This is a genomic window from Pseudomonas sp. Irchel s3h14 (genome assembly GCF_900187425.1).
GTDB lineage: Bacteria > Pseudomonadota > Gammaproteobacteria > Pseudomonadales > Pseudomonadaceae > Aquipseudomonas.
Genome location: NZ_FYDJ01000006.1, coordinates 204555 through 226576, shown reverse-complemented (window position 1 = coordinate 226576; position 22022 = coordinate 204555). Strand labels below are relative to the sequence as shown.

18 protein-coding genes are annotated in these 22022 nt (G+C 59.9%); 13 read left to right on the top strand and 5 right to left on the bottom strand.

Annotated elements, in window-relative coordinates; genetic code table 11:
* Positions 1–113 precede the first annotated feature (113 nt).
* The 11 genes from nuoG (at position 114) to CKW16_RS14525 (ending at position 12616) form a co-directional block, all read left to right on the top strand.
* Positions 114–2828: an NADH-quinone oxidoreductase subunit NuoG gene (gene nuoG / locus CKW16_RS14575; protein WP_095128994.1), complete on the top strand. Its 2715-nt coding sequence runs from the start codon at positions 114–116 to the stop codon at positions 2826–2828.
* Positions 2825–3832, top strand: coding sequence for an NADH-quinone oxidoreductase subunit NuoH (gene nuoH, locus CKW16_RS14570; RefSeq protein ID WP_095128993.1), 1008 nt, complete (start codon positions 2825–2827; stop codon positions 3830–3832). The genes nuoG and nuoH overlap by 4 nt, the downstream gene beginning before the upstream one ends.
* Positions 3833–3844: 12 nt before the next feature.
* Complete coding sequence (gene nuoI, locus CKW16_RS14565; RefSeq protein WP_218244071.1) at positions 3845–4390, top strand: NADH-quinone oxidoreductase subunit NuoI; 546 nt, start codon at positions 3845–3847, stop codon at positions 4388–4390.
* 9 nt (positions 4391–4399) lie between these two features.
* Positions 4400–4903: an NADH-quinone oxidoreductase subunit J gene (gene nuoJ / locus CKW16_RS14560; RefSeq protein WP_007905076.1), complete on the top strand. Its 504-nt coding sequence runs from the start codon at positions 4400–4402 to the stop codon at positions 4901–4903.
* 2 nt (positions 4904–4905) lie between these two features.
* Positions 4906–5214, top strand: a complete 309-nt coding sequence (nuoK, locus tag CKW16_RS14555) for an NADH-quinone oxidoreductase subunit NuoK (protein WP_007946416.1) — start codon at positions 4906–4908, stop codon at positions 5212–5214.
* Entirely contained in the window at positions 5211–7064 is a 1854-nt protein-coding gene (gene nuoL / locus CKW16_RS14550) for an NADH-quinone oxidoreductase subunit L (protein ID WP_095128991.1), read from the top strand. The genes nuoK and nuoL overlap by 4 nt, the downstream gene beginning before the upstream one ends.
* Before the next feature lie 39 nt (positions 7065–7103).
* Positions 7104–8636, top strand: coding sequence for an NADH-quinone oxidoreductase subunit M (gene nuoM / locus CKW16_RS14545; RefSeq protein ID WP_095128990.1), 1533 nt, complete (start codon positions 7104–7106; stop codon positions 8634–8636).
* A gap of 7 nt (positions 8637–8643) precedes the next feature.
* Positions 8644–10107 carry an NADH-quinone oxidoreductase subunit NuoN gene (gene nuoN / locus CKW16_RS14540; RefSeq protein WP_095128989.1) on the top strand — a complete coding sequence of 488 codons (1464 nt, stop codon included), beginning with the start codon at positions 8644–8646 and terminating at the stop codon, positions 10105–10107.
* Between the two features lie 207 nt (positions 10108–10314).
* Positions 10315–10746 (top strand): type II toxin-antitoxin system Phd/YefM family antitoxin, encoded by a 432-nt coding sequence (locus CKW16_RS14535; RefSeq protein ID WP_095128988.1) that lies wholly within the window; start codon positions 10315–10317, stop codon positions 10744–10746.
* Positions 10743–11120: a type II toxin-antitoxin system VapC family toxin gene (locus CKW16_RS14530; RefSeq protein WP_095128987.1), complete on the top strand. Its 378-nt coding sequence runs from the start codon at positions 10743–10745 to the stop codon at positions 11118–11120. The genes CKW16_RS14535 and CKW16_RS14530 overlap by 4 nt, the downstream gene beginning before the upstream one ends.
* A 170-nt stretch (positions 11121–11290) precedes the next feature.
* A complete protein-coding gene (locus tag CKW16_RS14525; protein WP_095128986.1) occupies positions 11291–12616 on the top strand; it encodes an OprD family porin in 1326 nt (441 codons plus the stop codon).
* 148 nt (positions 12617–12764) lie between these two features.
* On the opposite strand, the gene CKW16_RS14520 is transcribed toward CKW16_RS14525, so the two are convergent.
* From CKW16_RS14520 to CKW16_RS14500, 5 genes are all read right to left on the bottom strand, one after another.
* Entirely contained in the window at positions 12765–13097 is a 333-nt protein-coding gene (locus CKW16_RS14520) for a DUF2790 domain-containing protein (protein ID WP_095128985.1), read from the bottom strand.
* Positions 13098–13165: 68 nt separating this feature from the next.
* Positions 13166–13366 carry a co-regulatory protein PtrA N-terminal domain-containing protein gene (locus CKW16_RS14515; protein ID WP_095128984.1) on the bottom strand — a complete coding sequence of 67 codons (201 nt, stop codon included), beginning with the start codon at positions 13364–13366 and terminating at the stop codon, positions 13166–13168.
* 225 nt (positions 13367–13591) lie between these two features.
* The gene (locus tag CKW16_RS14510) at positions 13592–16744 is read right to left on the bottom strand and encodes a CusA/CzcA family heavy metal efflux RND transporter (protein ID WP_095128983.1); all 3153 of its coding nucleotides are present in this window, start codon (positions 16742–16744) and stop codon (positions 13592–13594) included.
* Positions 16745–16783: 39 nt separating this feature from the next.
* Entirely contained in the window at positions 16784–17977 is a 1194-nt protein-coding gene (locus tag CKW16_RS14505; protein WP_095128982.1) for an efflux RND transporter periplasmic adaptor subunit, read from the bottom strand.
* Between the two features lie 49 nt (positions 17978–18026).
* A complete protein-coding gene (locus CKW16_RS14500) occupies positions 18027–19286 on the bottom strand; it encodes a TolC family protein (RefSeq protein ID WP_095128981.1) in 1260 nt (419 codons plus the stop codon).
* A 467-nt stretch (positions 19287–19753) separates the two neighbouring features.
* On the opposite strand from CKW16_RS14500, the gene CKW16_RS14495 reads away from it, so the two are divergent.
* Together CKW16_RS14495 and CKW16_RS14490 are read left to right on the top strand one after the other, a co-directional pair.
* A complete protein-coding gene (locus CKW16_RS14495) occupies positions 19754–20428 on the top strand; it encodes a heavy metal response regulator transcription factor (RefSeq protein ID WP_007940896.1) in 675 nt (224 codons plus the stop codon).
* The gene (locus tag CKW16_RS14490; RefSeq protein ID WP_095128980.1) at positions 20425–21831 is read left to right on the top strand and encodes a heavy metal sensor histidine kinase; all 1407 of its coding nucleotides are present in this window, start codon (positions 20425–20427) and stop codon (positions 21829–21831) included. The genes CKW16_RS14495 and CKW16_RS14490 overlap by 4 nt, the downstream gene beginning before the upstream one ends.
* The last annotated feature ends 191 nt before the right edge of the window (positions 21832–22022 follow it).

The window sequence follows — 22022 nt, the reverse complement described above, 5'->3', positions numbered from 1 at the left end:
GTGCCCGCAGCTTTTCGTGTGATGACGCCGCAAGCGGCTGTGTTGATTCACGCGAATAACAAGATTCCATTAGCCACGCCCGCTGACACCGGGCCAACGAAGAACTTTGAACCATGGCCACTATCCACGTAGACGGCAAAGAGCTCGAAGTCGATGGGGCAGACAACCTGTTACAGGCATGTCTGTCGCTAGGCCTCGATATCCCTTATTTCTGCTGGCACCCAGCCCTAGGCAGCGTTGGCGCTTGCCGCCAGTGCGCGGTCAAGCAGTACACCGACGAAAACGACAAGCGTGGTCGGATCGTCATGTCCTGCATGACCCCCGCCACCGACGGCAGCTGGATCTCCATCGACGACGAAGAAGCGAAAGTGTTTCGCGCCAGCGTCGTTGAATGGCTGATGACCAACCACCCTCACGACTGCCCGGTCTGTGAAGAAGGCGGTCACTGCCACCTGCAAGACATGACGGTGATGACCGGCCACAACGAGCGCCGTTATCGCTTCACCAAGCGTACTCACCAGAACCAGCAACTGGGCCCGTTCATCTCCCACGAAATGAACCGCTGCATTGCTTGCTACCGCTGCGTGCGCTTCTATAAGGATTACGCTGGCGGCACCGACCTCGGTGTGTTCGGAGCCCACGACAACGTGTACTTCGGTCGCGTTGAAGACGGCACCCTGGAAAGCGAGTTCTCCGGCAACCTCACTGAGGTCTGCCCGACCGGTGTGTTCACCGACAAGACTCACTCCGAGCGCTACAACCGTAAGTGGGACATGCAGTTCTCGCCGAGCATCTGCCATGGCTGCTCCAGCGGTTGCAACATCTCCCCGGGCGAGCGTTACGGTGAACTGCGTCGTATCGAAAACCGTTTCAACGGTTCGGTAAACCAGTACTTCCTGTGCGACCGTGGCCGTTTCGGCTATGGCTACGTCAACCGCAAGGATCGCCCGCGTCAGGCATTGCTGGCCAACGGCGCCAAGCTGACGCTCGACGAAGCGCTGGATAAAGCCGCCGATCTGCTGCGCGGTCGCAACATCGTCGGTATCGGTTCGCCGCGTGCCAGCCTCGAAAGCAACTACGCGTTGCGCGAACTGGTCGGCGCCGAGCACTTCTACTCCGGTATCGAAGCCGCCGAGCTGGAACGCATTCGTCTGGTCATGCAGGTGCTGAAAGACAGCCCGCTGCCGATCCCGAACATGCGCGACATCGAAGACCACGATGCGATCTTCGTCCTCGGTGAAGACCTGACCCAGACCGCTGCGCGTATGGCCCTGTCCCTGCGTCAATCGGTCAAAGGCAAAGCCGAAGACATGGCCGACGCCATGCGCGTTCAGCCTTGGCTCGACGCCGCCGTGAAGAACATCGGTCAGAACGCTCTGAATCCGCTGTTCATCGCCAGCCTGGCTGAAACCAAGCTCGACGACATCGCTGAAGAATGCGTACACGCTGCGCCAGACGACCTGGCCCGCATCGGTTTCGCCGTGGCTCACGCCCTCGATGCCAGCGCGCCTGCCGTTGAAGGCCTGGACGCTGAAGCCCTTGAGCTGGCCAAGCGCATTGCCGACGCCCTGCTCGCCGCCAAGCGTCCGCTGATCATTGCCGGTACCTCGTTGGGTTCCAAGGCGCTGATCGAAGCCGCGGCAAACATCGCCAAAGCCCTGAAGCTGCGCGAGAAGAACGGTTCCATCAGCCTGATCGTGCCAGAGGCCAACAGCCTCGGCCTGGCCATGCTCGGTGGTGAATCGGTCGACGCAGCCCTGCAAGCGGTGATCGACGGCAAGGCCGACGCCATCCTCGTGCTGGAAAACGATCTGTACACCCGTACCGACAAAGCCAAGGTCGATGCTGCCCTGAACGCCGCGAAAGTGGTGATCGTGGCGGACCATCAGAAGACCGCCACCAGCGATCGCGCGCACCTGGTTCTGCCAGCCGCCAGCTTCGCTGAAGGCGACGGTACGCTGGTCAGCCAGGAAGGCCGCGCCCAGCGCTTCTTCCAGGTCTTCGACCCGACTTACCTCGACGCCAGCATCATGGTTCACGAAGGCTGGCGCTGGCTGCATGCCCTGCGCGCCACCCTGTTGAACCAGCCGATCGACTGGACCCAACTGGACCACGTCACCGCTGCCTGTGCCGCCAGCACTCCGCAACTGGCCGGCATTGTCAGCGCCGCGCCGTCCGCCGCGTTCCGCATCAAAGGCCTGAAACTGGCTCGCGAACCGCTGCGTTACTCTGGTCGTACCGCCATGCGCGCCGACATCAGCGTGCACGAACCGCGTACTTCCCAGGACAACGACACCGCGTTCTCGTTCTCCATGGAAGGTTACTCGGGCTCGGTCGAACCGCGTCAGCAAGTGCCATTCGCCTGGTCTCCGGGCTGGAACTCGCCGCAAGCCTGGAACAAGTTCCAGGACGAAGTCGGTGGTCACATCCGCGCTGGCGACCCGGGCACCCGCCTGATCGAAAGCACCGGTGACTCGCTGAACTGGTTCGCCAGTGTTCCGCGTGCGTTCAACCCGGCTCCGGGCACTTGGCAGGTTGTGCCGTTCTTCCACCTGTTCGGCAGCGAAGAGAACTCTTCCAAAGCCGCGCCGGTTCAGGAACGCATCCCGGCCGCTTACGTGTCGCTGGCCAAATCCGAAGCTGACCGTCTGGGTGTCAATGACGGCGCCTTGCTGAGCTTGAGCGTTGCTGGCCAGACCCTGCGTCTGCCGCTGCGCATCAACGAAGAGCTGGGTGCCGGTCTGGTCGCATTGCCGGCCGGTATCGCCGGCATTCCGCCAGCGATCTTTGGCAAATCCGTTGACGGTCTGCAGGAGGCAGCTCAATGACCTGGTTCACGCCTGAAGTGATTGACGTGATCATCTCGGTCCTCAAGGCCATCGTGATTCTGCTCGCCGTCGTGGTGTGCGGCGCGTTGCTGAGCTGGGTCGAGCGTCGTTTGCTCGCCCTCTGGCAGGACCGTTACGGTCCGAACCGCGTCGGCCCGTTCGGCGCGTTCCAGATTGCGGCCGACATGATCAAGATGTTCTTCAAGGAAGACTGGACCCCGCCGTTCGCCGACAAAGTGATCTTCACGTTGGCGCCGGTCGTGGCCATGAGCGCCTTGCTGATTGCCTTCGCGATCATCCCGATCACCCCGACCTGGGGTGTGGCGGACATCAACATCGGCATCCTGTTCTTCTTCGCCATGGCCGGTCTGTCGGTCTACGCGGTGCTGTTCGCCGGCTGGTCGAGTAACAACAAGTTCGCCCTGTTAGGCAGCTTGCGGGCCTCGGCACAAACCGTGTCGTACGAAGTGTTCATGGGCCTGTCGCTGATGGGCATCGTGATCCAGGTTGGCTCGTTCAACATGCGCGACATCGTTGAATACCAGGCGCAGAACCTGTGGTTCGTCATCCCGCAGATCTTTGGTTTCCTGACCTTCTTCATTGCCGGCGTCGCCGTGACTCACCGTCACCCGTTCGACCAGCCGGAAGCAGAGCAGGAACTGGCCGACGGTTACCACATTGAATACGCCGGCATGAAATGGGGCATGTTCTTCGTCGGCGAGTACATCGGCATCGTGTTGATTTCGGCGCTGCTGGTGACCCTGTTCTTCGGTGGTTGGCACGGTCCGTTCGGCATTCTGCCGCAGATCCCGTTCATCTGGTTCGCACTGAAAACCGCGTTCTTCATCATGTTCTTCATCCTGCTGCGCGCCTCGATTCCGCGCCCACGGTATGACCAAGTGATGGATTTCAGCTGGAAGTTCTGCCTGCCGCTGACCCTCATCAACATGCTGGTGACCGCTGCGATCGTGTTGCTCAACACGCCCGCCGTCGCGGCTCAGTGAGGATAGAGAATCATGAAGTACATATTTGACATCGTGCATGGCTTCTTCACCCAGCTTCGCAGCCTGGTGATGATCTTCAGCCACGCCTTCCGCAAGCGCGACACGCTGCAATATCCGGAAGAGGCGGTGTACCTGCCGCCACGCTTCCGTGGCCGTATCGTGCTGACCCGCGATCCCGACGGCGAAGAGCGTTGCGTAGCCTGCAACCTGTGCGCTGTAGCGTGCCCGGTCGGTTGCATCTCGCTGCAGAAAGCTGAAACCGATGACGGTCGCTGGTACCCGGAGTTTTTCCGTATCAACTTCTCGCGCTGCATTTTCTGCGGCCTCTGCGAGGAAGCCTGCCCGACCACCGCGATCCAGCTGACACCGGATTTCGAGATGGCCGAGTTCAAACGTCAGGACCTGGTGTACGAGAAAGAAGATCTGTTGATCTCCGGCCCCGGCAAAAACCCTGATTACAACTTCTATCGTGTTGCAGGTATGGCGATTGCCGGTAAGCCAAAAGGCGCCGCGCAGAATGAAGCCCAGCCGATCAACGTGAAGAGCTTGCTGCCTTAAGGAAGAAAGATGGAATTCGCTTTCTATTTCGCATCGGGTATCGCTGTTGTGTCCACGCTTCGCGTGATCACCAACACCAACCCTGTGCACGCCCTGCTCTACCTGATCATTTCGCTGATTGCCGTGGCGATGACGTTTTTCGCCCTCGGCGCGCCGTTCGCCGGTGTGCTGGAAGTGATCGCCTACGCTGGCGCCATCATGGTGCTGTTCGTGTTCGTGGTGATGATGCTGAACCTGGGCCCCGCCTCGGTTCAGCAAGAGCGCGTCTGGCTCAAGCCCGGCATCTGGCTCGGCCCGGTCGCACTCGGCACCCTGCTGCTGGTTGAACTGCTGTACGTGCTGTTCAGCGACGCCAGCGGTCAGGCCATCGGCCACACCACCGTAGACGCCAAGGCCGTGGGCATCAGCCTGTTCGGTCCTTACCTGCTGGTGGTCGAACTCGCCTCGATGTTGCTGCTCGCCGCAGCCGTCACGGCGTTCCACTTGGGCCGCAACGAAGCCAAGGAGCAATGACGATGCCTGCTATCCCTATGGAGCATGGTCTGGCGGTCGCCGGCATCCTGTTCTGCCTCGGTCTGGTCGGCCTGATGGTCCGCCGCAACATTCTCTTCGTGCTGATGAGCCTGGAGGTCATGATGAATGCCTCCGCACTGGCCTTCATCGTTGCCGGTAGCCGCTGGGCGCAGCCGGATGGACAAATCATGTTCATCCTGGTGATCAGCCTGGCAGCCGCCGAGGCCAGTATTGGCCTGGCGATTCTGTTGCAGCTGTATCGCCGCTTCCACACTCTCGATATCGACGCTGCCAGCGAGATGCGCGGATGAATCTTCTCTATCTGACTTTCGTATTCCCTCTCATAGGTTTCCTGCTGCTGGCGTTCTCACGCGGCCGCCTCTCGGAAAACCTGTCGGCGCTGATTGGCGTCGGTTCCATCGGCTTGTCTGCCATCGTCACGGCTTATGTGATCTGGCAATTCAACGTCGCGCCACCTGAAGGCGGTCACTACACCATGGTGTTGTGGCAGTGGATGGCGGTGGAAGGCTTTACGCCTAACTTCGCGCTGTACCTGGATGGTCTGTCCCTGACCATGCTCGGTGTGGTGGTCGGCGTCGGCTTCCTGATCCACCTGTTCGCGTCCTGGTACATGCGCGGTGAAGCCGGTTACTCGCGCTTTTTCGCCTACACCAACCTGTTTATCGCCAGCATGCTGTTCCTGGTGCTGGGCGATAACCTGTTGTTCCTGTACTTCGGTTGGGAAGGCGTGGGCTTGTGCTCGTACCTGTTGATCGGTTTCTACTACAGCAACCGCAACAACGGTAACGCGGCACTCAAAGCCTTCATCGTCACCCGTATCGGCGACGTGTTCATGGCCATCGGCCTGTTCATCCTGTTCGCGCAACTGGGCACGCTGAACATCCAGGAACTGCTGGTGCTGGCGCCACAGAAATTCCAGTCTGGCGACTTCTGGATGGTCATGGCCACCCTGATGCTGCTGGGCGGCGCTGTCGGTAAATCCGCGCAACTGCCGCTGCAAACCTGGCTGGCGGACGCGATGGCCGGTCCTACTCCGGTTTCGGCACTGATCCACGCCGCAACCATGGTGACCGCCGGTGTCTACCTGATCGCCCGTACTCACGGCCTGTTTTCCCTGGCACCGGATATCCTGCACCTGGTTGGCGTTGTCGGCGGTGTGACCCTGGTACTCGCCGGTTTTGCCGCACTGGTTCAGACCGACATCAAACGTATCCTCGCCTACTCGACCATGAGCCAGATCGGCTACATGTTCCTGGCCCTGGGCGTTGGCGCATGGGATGGCGCGATCTTCCACCTGATGACCCACGCCTTCTTCAAGGCGCTGCTGTTCCTTGCATCCGGTTCGGTGATCGTTGCCTGCCACCACGAGCAGAACATCTTCAAGATGGGCGGTCTGTGGAAGAAACTTCCGCTGGCCTACGCCAGCTTCATCGTCGGTGGTGCCGCTCTGGCAGCCCTGCCACTGGTGACCGCAGGTTTCTACTCCAAGGACGAAATCCTCTGGGAAGCATTCGCCAGCGGCAACCACGGTCTGCTGTATGCAGGTCTGGTCGGTGCGTTCATGACTTCGCTGTACACCTTCCGACTGATCTTCATCGCGTTCCACGGTGAAGTGAAGACCGAAGCGCACGCCGGTCACGGCATCGCTCACTGGCTGCCACTGTCGGTGCTGATCGTATTGTCTACCGCCATTGGCGCGATGATCGTTCCACCGCTGCACGGCGTGCTGCCGGAAAGCGTCGGCCATGCCGGCGGCGAAGCCAAGCACAGTCTGGAAATCGCGTCGGGCGCCATCGCCCTCGCCGGTATCCTGCTGGCCGCGCTGCTGTTCCTCGGCAAGCGTCGTTTCGTCACTGCAATCGCCAACAGCGGCATCGGCCGCTTCCTTTCGGCCTGGTGGTTCGCTGCCTGGGGCTTCGACTGGATTTACGACAAACTGTTCGTCAAGCCATACCTTGCGATCAGCCACGCACTGCGCAGAGACCCGCTCGACCAGACCATCGGTCTGATCCCGCGTATGGCCAAAGGTGGTCATACCGCCCTGAGCCGTACCGAAACCGGTCAACTGCGTTGGTACGCGGCATCGATGGCAGCCGGCTCCGTGCTGGTCATCGGCGCCATCGTGCTGGTAGCGGTCTGATATGAACCTTGCGAACTTGCGAAAGGAATTGAGCCCGTCATGATTCTGCCTTGGCTAATCCTGATCCCCTTCATCGGCGGCCTGCTGTGCTGGATGGGTGAGCGCTTCGGCGCTACCCTCCCCCGCTGGATTGCGCTGATCACCATGTCCCTGTTGCTCTCCCTCGGCCTCTGGCTGTGGGCCAACGGTGACTATTCACTTGCCCCGGCGCCTGGCGCCGACCCGAGCTGGGTGCTTGAGTTCAAGCATGTCTGGATCCAGCGCTTCGGCATCAGCGTGCACCTGGCCCTCGACGGCCTGTCGCTGCTGATGATCATGCTGACCGGTCTGCTGGGTGTTCTCTCGGTACTGTGTTCGTGGAAAGAGATTCAACGTCATGTTGGCTTCTTCCACCTGAACCTGATGTGGATCCTGGGCGGTGTCGTCGGCGTGTTCCTCGCCCTCGACCTGTTCATGTTCTTCTTCTTCTGGGAAATGATGCTGGTGCCGATGTACTTCCTCATCGCGCTCTGGGGTCACAGTTCTTCGGACGGCAAGAAAACCCGGATCTACGCGGCGACCAAGTTCTTCATCTTCACTCAGGCTTCCGGCCTGATCATGTTGGTGGCGATCCTGGGTCTGGTCCTGGTCAACTTCGACGACACCGGCGTGATTACCTTCAACTACGCCGACCTGTTGAAAACCAAGATGTCGCTGACCACCGAGTACATCCTGATGCTCGGCTTCTTCATCGCCTTTGCGGTGAAGCTGCCAGTGGTGCCGTTCCACTCCTGGTTGCCTGACGCTCACGCCCAGGCGCCGACAGCGGGTTCGGTCGACCTGGCCGGTATCTTGTTGAAAACGGCTGCTTACGGTCTGCTGCGTTTCGCCCTGCCGCTGTTCCCGAATGCTTCGGCCGAGTTCGCGCCGTTCGCCATGACCCTCGGTCTGATCGGGATCTTCTACGGTGCGTTCCTGGCGTTCGCGCAAACTGACATCAAGCGTCTGGTCGCGTACTCCAGCGTTTCGCACATGGGCTTCGTGCTGATCGGCATCTACTCCGGCAGCCAACTGGCGCTGCAGGGCGCGGTGATGCAGATGCTCGCGCACGGTCTGTCGGCGGCGGCACTCTTTATCCTGTGTGGCCAGCTCTACGAGCGCACTCACACTCGCGACATGCGTGAAATGGGTGGCCTGTGGTCGAAGATCACCTACTTGCCAGGCGTCAGCCTGTTCTTCGCGGCGGCCTCCCTGGGCTTGCCGGCGACCGGTAACTTCGTCGGCGAGTTCCTGATCCTGATCGGCACGTTCCCTACCGCCCCATGGATCACTATCATCGCGACGTCCGGTCTGGTGTTCGGTTCGGTCTATTCGCTGATCATGATTCACCGTGCCTACTTCGGCCCGTCCAAATCGGACGTGGTGCTGCGTGGCATGGATGGTCGCGAACTGATCATGGTGGTCGGTCTGGCAGCGTTGCTGATTTACATCGGCGTGTACCCGCAACCGTTCCTCGATACCTCTGCTGCGACGATGCATGGCGTGCAGCAATGGCTCGGCACCGCCTTCACTCAACTCGCTTCGGCCCGGTAAGAGCGCTATGGAATTCACGACTCAACACTTTATCGCGCTTGCGCCGTTGTTGATCACCAGCGTCACGATCATCGTGGTGATGCTGGCGATTGCCTGGCGCCGCAACCACTCGCAGACCTTCCTGATTTCCGTGGCGGGTCTGAACCTGGCGTTGCTGTCGATCCTGCCAGCCCTGAAAGTCGCGCCTCTGGCCGTGACTCCACTGCTGCAGATCGACACCTTCGCTTGCCTGTACATGGCGCTGATCCTGGTCGCCACCCTCGCTTGTGTGACCCTCGCCCACGCCTACCTCGGCGATGGCGGTTCGGGTTACCCGGGCAACCGTGAAGAACTTTACCTGCTGATCCTGATGGCCGCCGCCGGTGGCCTGGTACTGGTCAGCGCGCAGCACCTGGCCGGGTTGTTCATCGGTCTGGAACTGCTCTCGGTACCGGTCTACGGTCTGGTGGCTTATGCCTTCTTCAACAAGCGTTCGCTGGAAGCCGGTATCAAGTACATGGTGCTGTCGGCCGCCGGTTCTGCGTTCCTGTTGTTCGGTATGGCACTGCTCTACGCCGATTCGGGCAGCCTGAGCTTCGTCGGTATCGGCCAGGCGCTGGCGGCTACTGGTCTGCCAAGCTCGCTGGCGCAACTGGGCCTGGGCATGATGCTGATCGGTCTGGCGTTCAAGCTGTCGCTGGTACCGTTCCACCTCTGGACCCCGGACGTTTATGAAGGTGCTCCGGCACCGGTGGCCGCGTTCCTGGCCACCGCTTCGAAAGTCGCTGTGTTCGCAGTGATGGTGCGTCTGTTCCAGATCTCGCCGGCGGCGAGCAGCGGTGTACTGAGCGACGTGCTGACCATCATCGCCATCGCGTCGATCCTGTTCGGTAACCTGCTGGCACTGACCCAGAGCAACCTCAAGCGTCTGCTGGGTTACTCGTCCATCGCTCACTTCGGTTACCTGCTGATCGCCCTGGTGGCGAGCAAGGGTCTGGCCGTGGAAGCCATCGGCGTGTACCTGGTCACCTACGTGATCACCAGCCTCGGCGCGTTCGGCGTGATCACCCTGATGTCCTCGCCGTACAACGGCCGTGACGCGGATGCCCTGTACGAATACCGCGGCCTGTTCTGGCGCCGTCCGTACCTGACCGCCGTACTGACCGTGATGATGCTGTCCCTGGCCGGCATCCCGCTGACCGCGGGCTTCATCGGCAAGTTCTACATCATCGCTACCGGTGTCGAGTCGCACCAATGGTGGCTGGTCGGCTCCCTGGTACTGGGCAGCGCCATCGGCGTCTTCTACTACCTGCGCGTCATGGTCACCCTGTTCCTGATCGAACCAAACCTGCGTCGCCACGATGCGCAACTGCACTGGGAACAACGTGCAGGCGGCGTGATGCTGCTGGCGATCGCTGCACTGGCGTTCTTCCTTGGTCTGTATCCGCAGCCGTTGCTGATTCTGGTTCAGCAGGCGGGGTTGGCGGGTTGATCGCTTAAGCGGTACTTGGTAGAAAACAGAAACGGCACCTTCGGGTGCCGTTTTTGCGTTTGTACGATTTGTTACCGCTGCACTCCCCTCCTCTCGCAATCCCCGAAAGCTCTCGCCGGACTATCCGCCTCGTCCTACAGCCAGCATTGAGCACTTGGCTCTATCTTGAGTGACTGCTGGATAGAGCAATCAAGGCGAGAACGAATAATGAAACGTGACATCTTTTTAGAATTGGTAGAAGGCTTCGATGCTTTGGCCGCTGAGCGCCAAGGAAAAGTCTCACTGCTACACCCAAAAGCGAAAGCCGCCAAACTAGCCTCCGTCATCAATGAGGAACCGCACAACTTTGCCGCCCCCAAAAATTCTGGCTATATTTGTCCAGAATACGGGAGACACATGATGATCATTGTTCCGTTGGCAGAAGCAAAAAACAATCTATCTAAACTCGTCGATGACGCCGCCGCGGGACAGGTCATCACGATTACCAAACATGGTCGGGCACTTGCCCGCCTCGTTCCCGTGGGAAAACCCTGCGCACAGCGTATCGGAGCAATGAAAGGCAAACTGGTACTGCCCGAAGAGTTCGACGCTCCATTGCCGAACGACATGCTTGATGCTTTTGAAGGCACTCAAGAATGAGGCTTCTGCTCGACACGCATATATTGCTCTGGACGCTCAGCGATGACCCCAGGCTATCCGGCAAAGCCAGAACGCTTATTCAGAACGCTGCCGACATTTACATCAGCGCAGCGACATTCTGGGAGATGGCGATCAAGGTCGGGCTGGGAAAGCTGAACGTTGACCTGGAGGAAATCCGGCAGTACTGCCTCGACAGCGGGTTCATCGAACTGCCCGTGACCTCAGAACACGCCATTGCCGTGAAGGACCTCGAACATCACCATCGGGACCCGTTTGACCGCCTCATTGTTGCAACGGCCATGACAGAACCCATGAAACTCCTCACCGCCGATCCATTGGTTGCCCGGTACACGGATCTGGCTGTTTTGGTCTGATCGGGCAACATCAGATGCACATGACGAAATTGTAATTCCCCCATCACCTTGGCGTTATCCGCAGCTTGCGACGATGTCACCCGGCGACCATGCCGGCGGGCCCTTGCCCGCCGAACAATAAAACCTACGCCGAAGCACGTTCCCGTTCTGCCGAACCCAAGGAGTGATTGATGGTTAACAATACAAAAATGTCGATAGCCGCTTTAGCTGTGGTTGTCGGCTCCGGGCCGTCCATGGTGTTTGCGGAAGATAAAGCCGAGGGGTTTATCGAGGGCAGCAGCCTGACGGTGCTCAACCGCAACTTCTACTTCAATCGTGATCACCGTGACGGCCAGTCCAGCCCCACTGGCAATGGTTATTCCGAGGCCTGGGCCCATGCGGTCATCAGCAAGTTCGAATCAGGGTTTACACAGGGCACCGTCGGGGTCGGTGTCGATGCGTTTGCGATGATCGGTTTGAAGCTTGATACCGGTGACGGGCGCAACGGTGGCCGTAGTTCGTTTGATGTGCTGCCGGTCGACAGTGATGGCCAGGCGCGGGACGAATACACCAAGGTCGGTGGCGCCGCCAAAGTGCGCGCCTTCGATACGGTGGTGAAGGTCGGCGATGTGTTCCCCGCCAACCCGGTGGTTGCGGCGGGTGACTCCCGACTGTTGCCGGAAAGCTTCCGGGGTGTCACGGCCACCAACACCAGTATCGAAGGTCTGTCGGTACAGGGCGGTCGCCTGCATGCGATGAGCCAACCGGTGTCCAGCGACATGCGCGAGAACTTCGCGACCTTCTATGCCGGCCCGGTCAACTCGCCGTGGGTCGGCTACTTCGGTGGTGATTACGCGCTGAACAAGAACCTCAGTTTCAGCCTGTATTCCAGTCGCCTCAAGGATGCCTGGAATCAGTACTACGCCGGCACTGCGTGGACTTACCCACTGTCGGATGACCTGTCGCTGTTCGGTGGCCTGAACTATTACAAGGCGGTCGACGAAGGCAAACAACTGCTCGGCAAGTTCGACAACAACATCTGGAGCGGCCGGGTCGGGGTGAAACTCGGCGCCCACTCCGTTGCGTTATCGCACCAGCGCAACAACGGCAACGACGACTTCGACTACCTGCGCCAGTCCGACTCGATCTTCCTCGACAACTCCATCCAGTACAGCGACTTCAACTCGCCCAAGGAACGTTCGTGGATGGTGCATTACGACCTCGACATGAGCAGCTATGGCGTGCCGGGTTTGTCGTTCATGACCCGTTACGCCCGCGGCACCGACGCCGACTATTCCAGTGCCAACGCCGTGTACATGCGCCGTGATTCCGACGGCAACCCGCTGACCGACCAGAAGCGCTGGGAGCGCGACATCGAAGTCAAATACGTGGTGCAGAGTGGTTCGTTGAAAGATATGTCGCTGCGCCTGCGTCAGGCCAATACCCGAGCCACTGCGTATGAATCGGATCTGGATGAAGTGCGGGTGATTATCGAGTATCCGCTGGCGATTCTCTGACTTCACGGCTCATGCAAATTCACCTTTAGAAGCTCCTTGCTCCTTTGGTAAGAGGTGAATCTTTTGGCGCCCTTCGGGGCGCCTTTTTTATGCCTGTAGATTGAGCACTGCAGGAGCAGCCTTCGGCAGCTCCACAGGGGAATTGGTGTCAGCCGCCGCGATTGCGGCAATCGCCTGCCACGGTGTATTTGATGGTGTTGAGTTGGCCCTTCGAGTCTTCGTAGGTCATTGCGGTGGGAACTACAGCGCAGGCAACTTGCGGCCGCACAACGCTCACCACTTTCACCACGTCCAGCTTCATCCCGTATTCATAATCCTTGACCACAGGCGCCGGTTTGCCCTGGTTGGCCGCGTATTGCTCCATGGCTTTGGTGTTGGCACTGAGCGCTCTCTCGAACGTCCGGTCGCCCCCACCTTCAGCCAGCACATTCAGGGACATCGCCATCACACCGGCGAACGTCATCAACTTGATAAGTTTCATGTTCAATACCTTCATAAAAAAAGCCCGGCATCGGGACTCGACGACGGGCTTGTTCAAGTGCGACACGCTTACAAGTCTTTGGTGTTGTCGTCCTTCTTTTCATTGACGACGACTGGGTCGCGGGCCTGTTCCTTGGCTACGAACAGCTCTACGGAGCGGTCGTTGGCGGTCATCATTTTTTCGAAAGTTCGGTCGCCGCCGCCTTCGGCCAATGCCATGGAAGACATCACCAACGCCACTGCAAACGCACTCAGTTGTGCAAGTTTCATGTTTGATTCCTCGTTTAATTAACTGACGGGATCAAGGTAACAATCCGAACCTTTCGTGACGGTGGCGTGGAGATTACATATCCGTTATGTGGCTGCCACTCTGTTGAATCAGGGTAAATAACGAATGTGGGAGCGGGCTTGCTCGCGAAGGCGGTGTGTCATTCAAAGCATTTGTTGACTGACACGGCCTCTTCGCGAGCAAGCCCGCTCCCACAGGGGGATCACCTACTTAGTTGAAGCTGCGTCTTCGTCGCGTCGATGGGCTAGCTGATACAACGCAGGCAATATCAACAGCGTGAGAATGGTCGAGGATAGGATCCCGCCGATCACCACCGTTGCCAGCGGACGTTGCACTTCCGCACCTGTGCCGGTTGCCAGGGCCATCGGAATAAAGCCCAGGGACGCCACAAGCGCCGTCATCAACACCGGCCGCAGCCGCGTTAGCGCGCCCTCGTTGATCGCATCACTGAGTGAACGCCCCTCCTCCCGCAAATTGCGGATAAACGCAATCATCACCAACCCGTTAAGCACCGCCACCCCTGACAGCGCAATGAAACCGACGCCCGCCGAGATCGACAGCGGAATGTCCCGCAGCCACAACGCCATGACGCCGCCAGTCAAGGCAAACGGAATCCCGGTGAATACCAGCAAGCCGTCCTTGAGGTTGTTGAACATCATGAATAGCAGCCCGAACACCAGCAACAAAGCCACCGGCACCACAATCTGCAAGCGTTTTGCCGCCGACTGCAACTGCTCGAACTGCCCGCCCCAACGGGTCCAGTAACCCGCCGGAACCTGAACTTCGCGCTCGATCACCTCGCCGGCCTCTTTAACGAAGGAGCCAATATCCCGCCCACGCACGTTGGCGCTGACAATCACCAGGCGCTTGCCGTTTTCGCGGCTGACCTGATTCGGCCCGAGCACCAGATCAAGGCTGGCGACGTCGTTGAGGGCGATGAAGCCAATCTGATTGGCAGCGCCATTCAGGGGCGCCGGCACCGGAATCAACAGTGCCGACAAGCCTTCGATGTCCTTGCGCATGGCATCGGACAGACGCACCACCATGTCGAAACGCCGATCGCCTTCATACAGTGTCCCGGCCTGACGCCCGCCGACCGCCACCGCAATGGTGTCTTGCACATCGCCGACGTTGAGCCCGTAACGCGCCGCCTTGTCGCGGTCGATGTTGATGGTCAGCACCGGCAGGCCGGTGGTTTGCTCGACCTTGACCTCGGACGCGCCGTTGACCTTCTGCATGGCGGCGGCGATCTTCGCCGCCGTGGCGTTGAGCACGTCCATGTCATCCCCGAACACCTTGACCGCCACATCGCTGCGCACACCGGAGATCAGTTCGTTGAAGCGCAACTGGATCGGCTGCGACAGTTCATAGTTGCTGCCCGGCAGCGTCGCGGCGGCTTGTTGCAGTTCGGCCATCAGCGTTTCGCGGGACTTGCCCGGATCCGGCCACTGCTCCTTCGGCTTGAGCATCACGTAGCTGTCGGAGATGTTCGGCGGCATCGGGTCGGAGGCAATTTCGGCGGTGCCGGTACGGGCGAACACGCGCTCGACTTCGGGCACCTTGTTGAGGATCAAGGTCTCCAGACGCTGCTGCATATCCACCGACTGGGTCAGGCTGGTGCCTGGCACGCGTAACGCTTGCAAGGCAAAATCGCCCTCACTGAGGCTCGGCACAAACTCGCTGCCCATGCGACCGGTCAGCACACCACTGAGCACAATCACCCCGAGCGCCGCGCCCACGGCCACTGCTCGATGGGACATCACCCAGGCCAGCGCCGGCGCATATACCTGACGTGCGCCGCGCATGACCAAGCCTTCCTCTTCCTTGACCTTGCCGGTGACAAACAGCGCAATGGCCGCCGGGACGAAGGTCACGGACAAGAGCATCGCACCGAGCAGTGCGATGACCACGGTGAAGGCCATCGGGTGGAACATTTTCCCTTCGACACCGCTCAGGGCGAAGATCGGCAGGTACACGACCATGATAATCAACTGGCCGAAAATCAGCGGCCGCCGCGCTTCTTTTGCCGCCGCGAATACCTCGTGAAAACGTTCGGAACGGGTCAGCAATCGCCCGTGATGCTGCTGCGCATGGGCCAGGCGCCGCAGGGTGTTTTCGACAATAACCACCGCACCGTCCACGATGATCCCGAAGTCCAGTGCGCCGAGACTCATCAGGTTGGCGCTGACTTTGTTGGTGAACATGCCGGTGAAGGTGAACAGCATCGACAGCGGAATCACCATGGCGGTGATCAACGCCGCGCGGATGTTGCCCAGGAACAGGAACAGAATCGCGATGACCAGAATCGCGCCTTCCACCAGGTTCTTTTTCACCGTGGCGATGGCCTTGTCCACCAGGTGCGTGCGGTCATACACCGGAACCGCGATCACGCCTTTGGGCAGGGAGCGGTTGATCTGTTCAAGCCTGGTAGCCACTGCCTGGGAGACCGTTCGGCTGTTTTCGCCGATCAGCATGAACACTGTGCCAAGCACCACTTCGCGACCGTTCTCGGTGGCGGCACCGGTACGCAGTTCGCGGCCGATGTCCACGGTCGCGACGTTCTTCACTCGGATCGGCGTACCGTCGACATTGGCCATGACGATGTTGGCGATGTCCTCGACACTCGCTACCTGGCCGGGCGCACGAATCAGCAACTGCTCGCCGCTGCGCTCGATGTAACCGGCGCCGACGTTGGCGTTGTTGCGCTCCAGCGCCGTAACCAGATCGGTGAGGGTCAGCTTGTAAGCCGCCAGCCGTTTCGGGTCGGGGGCAATCTGGTATTCCTTGGCGAATCCGCCGATGGTGTTGATTTCGGCCACACCGGGCACGTTGCGCAATTGCGGCTTGATGATCCAGTCTTGAATCACCCGCAGGTCGGTCGGCGTGTAGGCCGTGCCGTCGTCCTTGAGCGCACCGTCCTGCGCCTCCACCGTCCACAGGAAAATCTCGCCAAGCCCGGTGGAAATCGGCCCCATCAGCGCCTCCGCGCCCTCGGGCAATTGCTCCCTGGCGATCTGCAAACGCTCGTTGACCAATTGCCGGGCGAAGAACAGATCGGTGCCGTCCTTGAAGATCACCGTGACCTGCGACAGCCCCGAACGCGACAGCGAACGGGTCTGCTCCAGCGCCGGTAGACCGGCCATGGCGGTTTCAATCGGGAAGGTGATGCGCTGCTCGGTTTCCAGCGGCGAAAACCCGGCCGCGCCGGTGTTGATTTGCACCTGGACGTTGGTGATGTCCGGCACGGCGTCGATCGGCAGCTTTTGATAACTGGCGATACCGAGGCCGGCCATGAGGAGAACGGCGAGCAGCACGATGATGCGCTGCTCGATGGCAAACTGGATCAGGCGTTCGAACATGAGGACCTTCTCGTCGAGGGGGCGGATCAGTGGGAGTCTTCAGTGAGAGTGCTCGGCTGAGGCTTTGCCCAACTCCGATTTGAGGACGAAGCTGCCGGCACTGGCGACTTGCACGCCCGGTTCCAGCCCTTGGGTGACTTCCACCAAACCGGCCGCGCGACTGCCCAGTTCCACCGGTTGCGCCTTGAAGCCGTCGTCGGTGCGCACGAACACCGTGGGTTTGTCCTCGACGGTCTGGATCGCGGTTTCAGGCACGGCGACCTTGGCTTGGCGACTGTCGGTAGCAACCAGCGCGGTGACGAACAGGCCGGGGCGCCACGAGCCTTGCGGATTTTCCAGGGTCACGCGAACCGTTGCAGTGCGGGTCTGTTCACCCAGCAAACTGCCGACGTAGGCCACGGTGCCGGCGACTTCGGCATTGAGTTCCGGGGCGCTGACGGTGACCGGTTTGCCCACTTGCACCTTGTTCAGATCCTTGGGCGAAACGCCGAACGTCACCCACACCCGCGACAGGTCGGAGAGCGTAAAAGCCGCCGAGGATTCATCGACCACCTCCCCCGGCGTCAGGTGTTTCTCCACCACCACGCCGTCGAACGGCGCGCGCAGTTCATAGCGATTGCCGCCGGTGGCGACCACGCTGCCACTGAGCACGCTGATTTTTTGCCGGGCATTGGTCAGGGAAATTTCGGCTTCTTCCAATGCTTGACGTGCCTGAAGGAAATCCTGCTCGGCGGAGATCTTGTCCTGCCACAGTTTTTTCTCGCGTTCGTAGGTGGTGCGCGCCAAGGTCAGGCGACGCTGTGCGGCAGCCTGTTCGCTGCGCTGATCGGAAATCTGCTGACTGGCGATCACCGCCAGCAACTGGCCCTTCTTCACCGACTGCCCGAGATTGACCGACACCGACTCGACCACGCCGGGGACGCGCGGCACCACGTGCGCGGTGCGGTCTTCGTCAAAGCGCACTTCGCCGGGGAACGGCAAACCGAGGCTGATGTTCTGCGCCCGCGCTTCGGCCAGTTGAATGCCCGCCGCTGTGATCTGTTCGGTGCTCAACTCCAAGTGCCCTTCTTCTGTATGTTCACCGTCGGCTGCAGCGCCTTCTTCAGCGTGATCGGCGTGTTCCGCCGCTTCATCGGCGTGAGCGTCGATGGACGCATTGCCCGGCCACATCGAGCCAATACCAATGCCCAGCGCCAACGTCGCCGCAGCAACCACGATCAGTTTTTTTTCCATGGAAACTCCTCTGCGCCATGCCATCGCGCAGTGATCTGAAAGATGAAATTCAAGGGCTGACGAAGAGGTCGCCGAAGATGCGTTCGATGCGTACTCGCGCGTCCGTCGCCTCGCTGACGGCCTGGATGTATTGGCTGCGCGCGCTGATCAGGGTGCGTTGGGCGTCGAGCACGTCGAGGAATCCGAACTTGCCCATTTCGAAGCCGCGCGTGGCGCTGTCGACCGCACTTTGCGCGGCGGGCAGGATGGTCTGGTTGAACGCTTCGACTTCGCCGTTGGCGGTCTGCCATTGCTCAAGGGTGGTCTGGATTTCCGTGCGCAAACGCAGCTCGGTGGCGTTGCGCAGATCCCGCGCCTGATCGCTGCGCCGGGCCGCCGCCAACACATTGCCCTGATTGCGATTGAACAGCGGAATCGGCATCGACAGCCCGACCACGTTGACCCGCTCGCGCTCGGTTTCACTGTATTGGCTGCCAATGCTCACGGTCAGGTCGGGAATGCGTTGCGACTTTTCCAGACCCAATGAGGCTTCGCGCTGATCGATCTGCAATTTGGCCAGACGCAGCTCGGCGGTCTCGTTCAGGCGCTCAAGCAATCGGGTCGGCGGTGGCACGGCGGGCATGCTTTGCGTGGCCGCTTGCACAGTGGTCGAGGTTGGCAACGGTGAGCCCATGACCTGCGCCAATTGCTGATAGGCGTTGGCCTGATCGCGTTCGGCGCGGCTCAGTTCCAGGCGTACTTCAGAGAGTTGCACTTGCGCACGGGTTCCTTCGACTGGCGATGATTTACCGGCCTCGATGCGTCCTTGGGCGACGCGCAAACCGTGTTCGGCGAGTTGCAGCGACTGGCGCGACAACTGCAAGCGTTGTTGCGCGGTCTGGGCGCTGTTGAACGCCTGAATCACATCGGCGCGCAAGGCATTGCGCTTGCGCTCCAGTTCGATCCCGGCGGCGTCCTGTGCGCGGCTGGCGACATCGATTCGTGCGCCACGTTTGCCACCCAGTTCGATCGGTTGGCTGAGCATCACGGTGGTGGTTCGCGAATCGCGGCGGGTGTCCTCAGCCTCCCACGACACTTCGGGGTTGGGGATCAGACTGGCCTGCTGCCGATCCCCTTCGGCGATACCGATTTCCCACTGAGCCGCCGCCAGATCGGGGTTACCGGTGAATGCCGTTTGCAGGGCTTGATCGAGGGTCAGGGTCGATGCATGCACAAGACCCGTGCCGGCCAGCAACACAACGCTGGCCGTCACTGTCCTCGCTGTTTTTTTCAGGCGTGATCGCGCCGTCAGTTCTTTTAAACCGGGCAATGGAAGACTTCCTTTATTCAAGAATCTTTGATGCCGCCACGGTAGGGTTTTGAACTTATCGGCAAGGTGACTGGAACATTACAAATCCGTTATCCACGGTTTGTGGAAGTTGTTTTGGTCTAGGATGCGAAGTGCGAAGTGCGACATAGCAATACACAGAAACAAATACACGGCAGTTATCTGCCAAACAGCACTTGCCTGAATGCGGCACTTCGGAACTCGGGCTTGCCTGCTGCGACAGGCTGTCGCAGATCGCCATTCTCAGGGCTCAAGACCCAGTATTTCAGTTGACTCTGTAGCCACTACAGCCTTTACCTTGCACGCCATCACACAGGGAAATCTCTGTCGGAAACCAGAAACTCACAACATCTAGTCGTTATTAAAACCCGTCCGGAAGCCCCTACAAAAACAACAACTTTCCCGGCCACCTTAATTAAATATCCATTAAATAAAAGTGGTGAAAGATCATGCGAATCCTTGTCGTCGAGGACGAGCTTAAAGCTGCCGAATACTTGCATCAGGGACTGACGGAAAGTGGTTATATCGTTGACCACGCGGCCACCGGCGCCGATGGACTGCATCTGGCGCAACAGCAGGCGTATGACCTGGTGATTCTGGATGTAAACCTGCCGGAACTCGATGGCTGGGGCGTGCTGGAACAATTGCGTCGCACCCACTCCACCCGGGTGATGATGCTCACTGCGCGCGGGCGTCTGGCCGACAAGATTCGTGGTCTGGATCTGGGCGCCGATGATTATCTGGTCAAACCGTTCGAGTTCCCCGAATTGTTGGCGCGGGTGCGCACGCTGATGCGGCGCAGCGAAAACATCCCGGTGCCACAGGTACTCAAGGTCGCCGATCTGGAACTCGATCCTGGGCGCCATCGCGCCTTTCGCGGCGAGCAGCGCATCGACCTGACCACCAAGGAGTTCGCCCTGCTGCATCTGCTGATGCGTCAGTCCGGGGAGGTGCTCACCCGCACCCAGATCATTTCGCTGGTGTGGGACATGAATTTCGACTGCGACACCAACGTGGTCGAAGTGTCGATCCGCCGCTTGCGCGCCAAGATCGACGACCCGTTCGACAGCAAACTGATCCATACCCTGCGTGGTGTCGGCTATGTGCTGGAGGCGCGGGAATGAAGCCCGCCAGCCTGTCGCTGCGCCTGGGCTTGACCGTCAGCATCCTGGGGGCGGTGCTGGTGGTGTTCCTGGCTGTATTGGCGTTCTTTGCCCTGACCCATGAACTGAACGTGTTATCCAGGGACAGCCTGACCCAGAAGATGGAACAGGTGGAACACAGCCTGTCGCTGTACGCCGATTCCGCAGAAATTCGTTCGGCGCCGCACATTCTGCTCGATCAGGTCATGGGCCATGACAACCTCACCCTGACGATTTATGACCGCGCCAACTTGCGTACGCCGCTGTTGAAATCCGGCTCTGGCATGGTCGACCCGCGTATTGAGCGCAAGGCAGCGCTGGCCGCCAACGAACAACTGGCGTTCTCGGGCAGCACCGACGATCAAGACAAACGCTACCTGACCGCCTCTCGGTTAATCCGCATCAAGGACGGCACCCGCGTCCCGGTGCTGCTGTCGATGGACGATGCCCACAACCAGGCGTTGCTCAGCGCCTATCTGCGCTCGACGCTGATTGCTTTGCCGTTGCTGCTGATCTTCATCGGCCTCAGTGCCTGGGCCGCCGTACAGCGGGGGCTGAGGCCGCTGCGCGAGTTTCGCAAAGTGGCGGCGATGGTCTCGACGCAAGACCTCGGCCATCGGCTGTCGGTGCTCGACATGCCCCAGGAACTCAGTGAACTGGCCCGGGGGATCAACTTCATGCTGGATCGCCTCGATAATGGTGTGCAGCAGTTGTCGCAGTTCTCCGATGACCTGGCCCATGAACTGCGCACGCCGATCAACAATTTGATGGGCAAGGCACAGGTGACGCTGTCCCGGGAACGCACGGCCGAGGCGTACAAAAACGTTTTGGTGTCTTGCACTGAAGAACTGGAGCGTGTCGCGCGGATTGTCTCGGACATGCTGTTTCTGGCGCAGGCCAGTAACCCGGCAGCGCTCACGTCCTACGAGTCGGTCGCCCTGGAAGAAGAAGCCGAAAAGGTGGCCGACCTGTTTTCCTTGTCGGCTCAAGACAAGCGCATAAGCCTGAGCGTGACCGGCAGCGCACGCGTGCTGGGCGACCGCTTGATGATTCAACGGGCAATATCGAACCTGCTGTCCAACGCCCTGCGCCACTGCCCGGCAGGGCAAACGGTTTCGCTACACATTGAGCAAGAGGCCACTCAGGTTTCGCTGCGGGTCAGCAACCCTGGCGCGGGCATCGAGGCACAGCATCTGCCGCATCTATTCGACCGCTTTTACCGCGTCGACAGCAGCCGCTCCCGCTCACAAGGCAGCACCGGACTGGGCCTGGCCATCGTGCGCTCGATCATGAGCTTGCATCAGGGAGTGGCCGAAGTTGAAAGCCTGCCCGGTGCGATGACCGTGTTCAGACTCGCTTTCCCCAAAAACGAAAATGCAATGTAGATACCGTCTTGAACCTCACCGAGCAAGCGCAAGTTTCGGGTCATAAGGCTGGCCCGCTTATTCCTCCTCCCCGATATCCAGAATCGCCTCGCGGGTGAATCAGCCTCGTCCTACATCCCGATCCTGCCTTCGACTTTAACGTAATGACTTGACCGAATTGGCCAAGAACAGAAGCCTTGACCTATTCGATT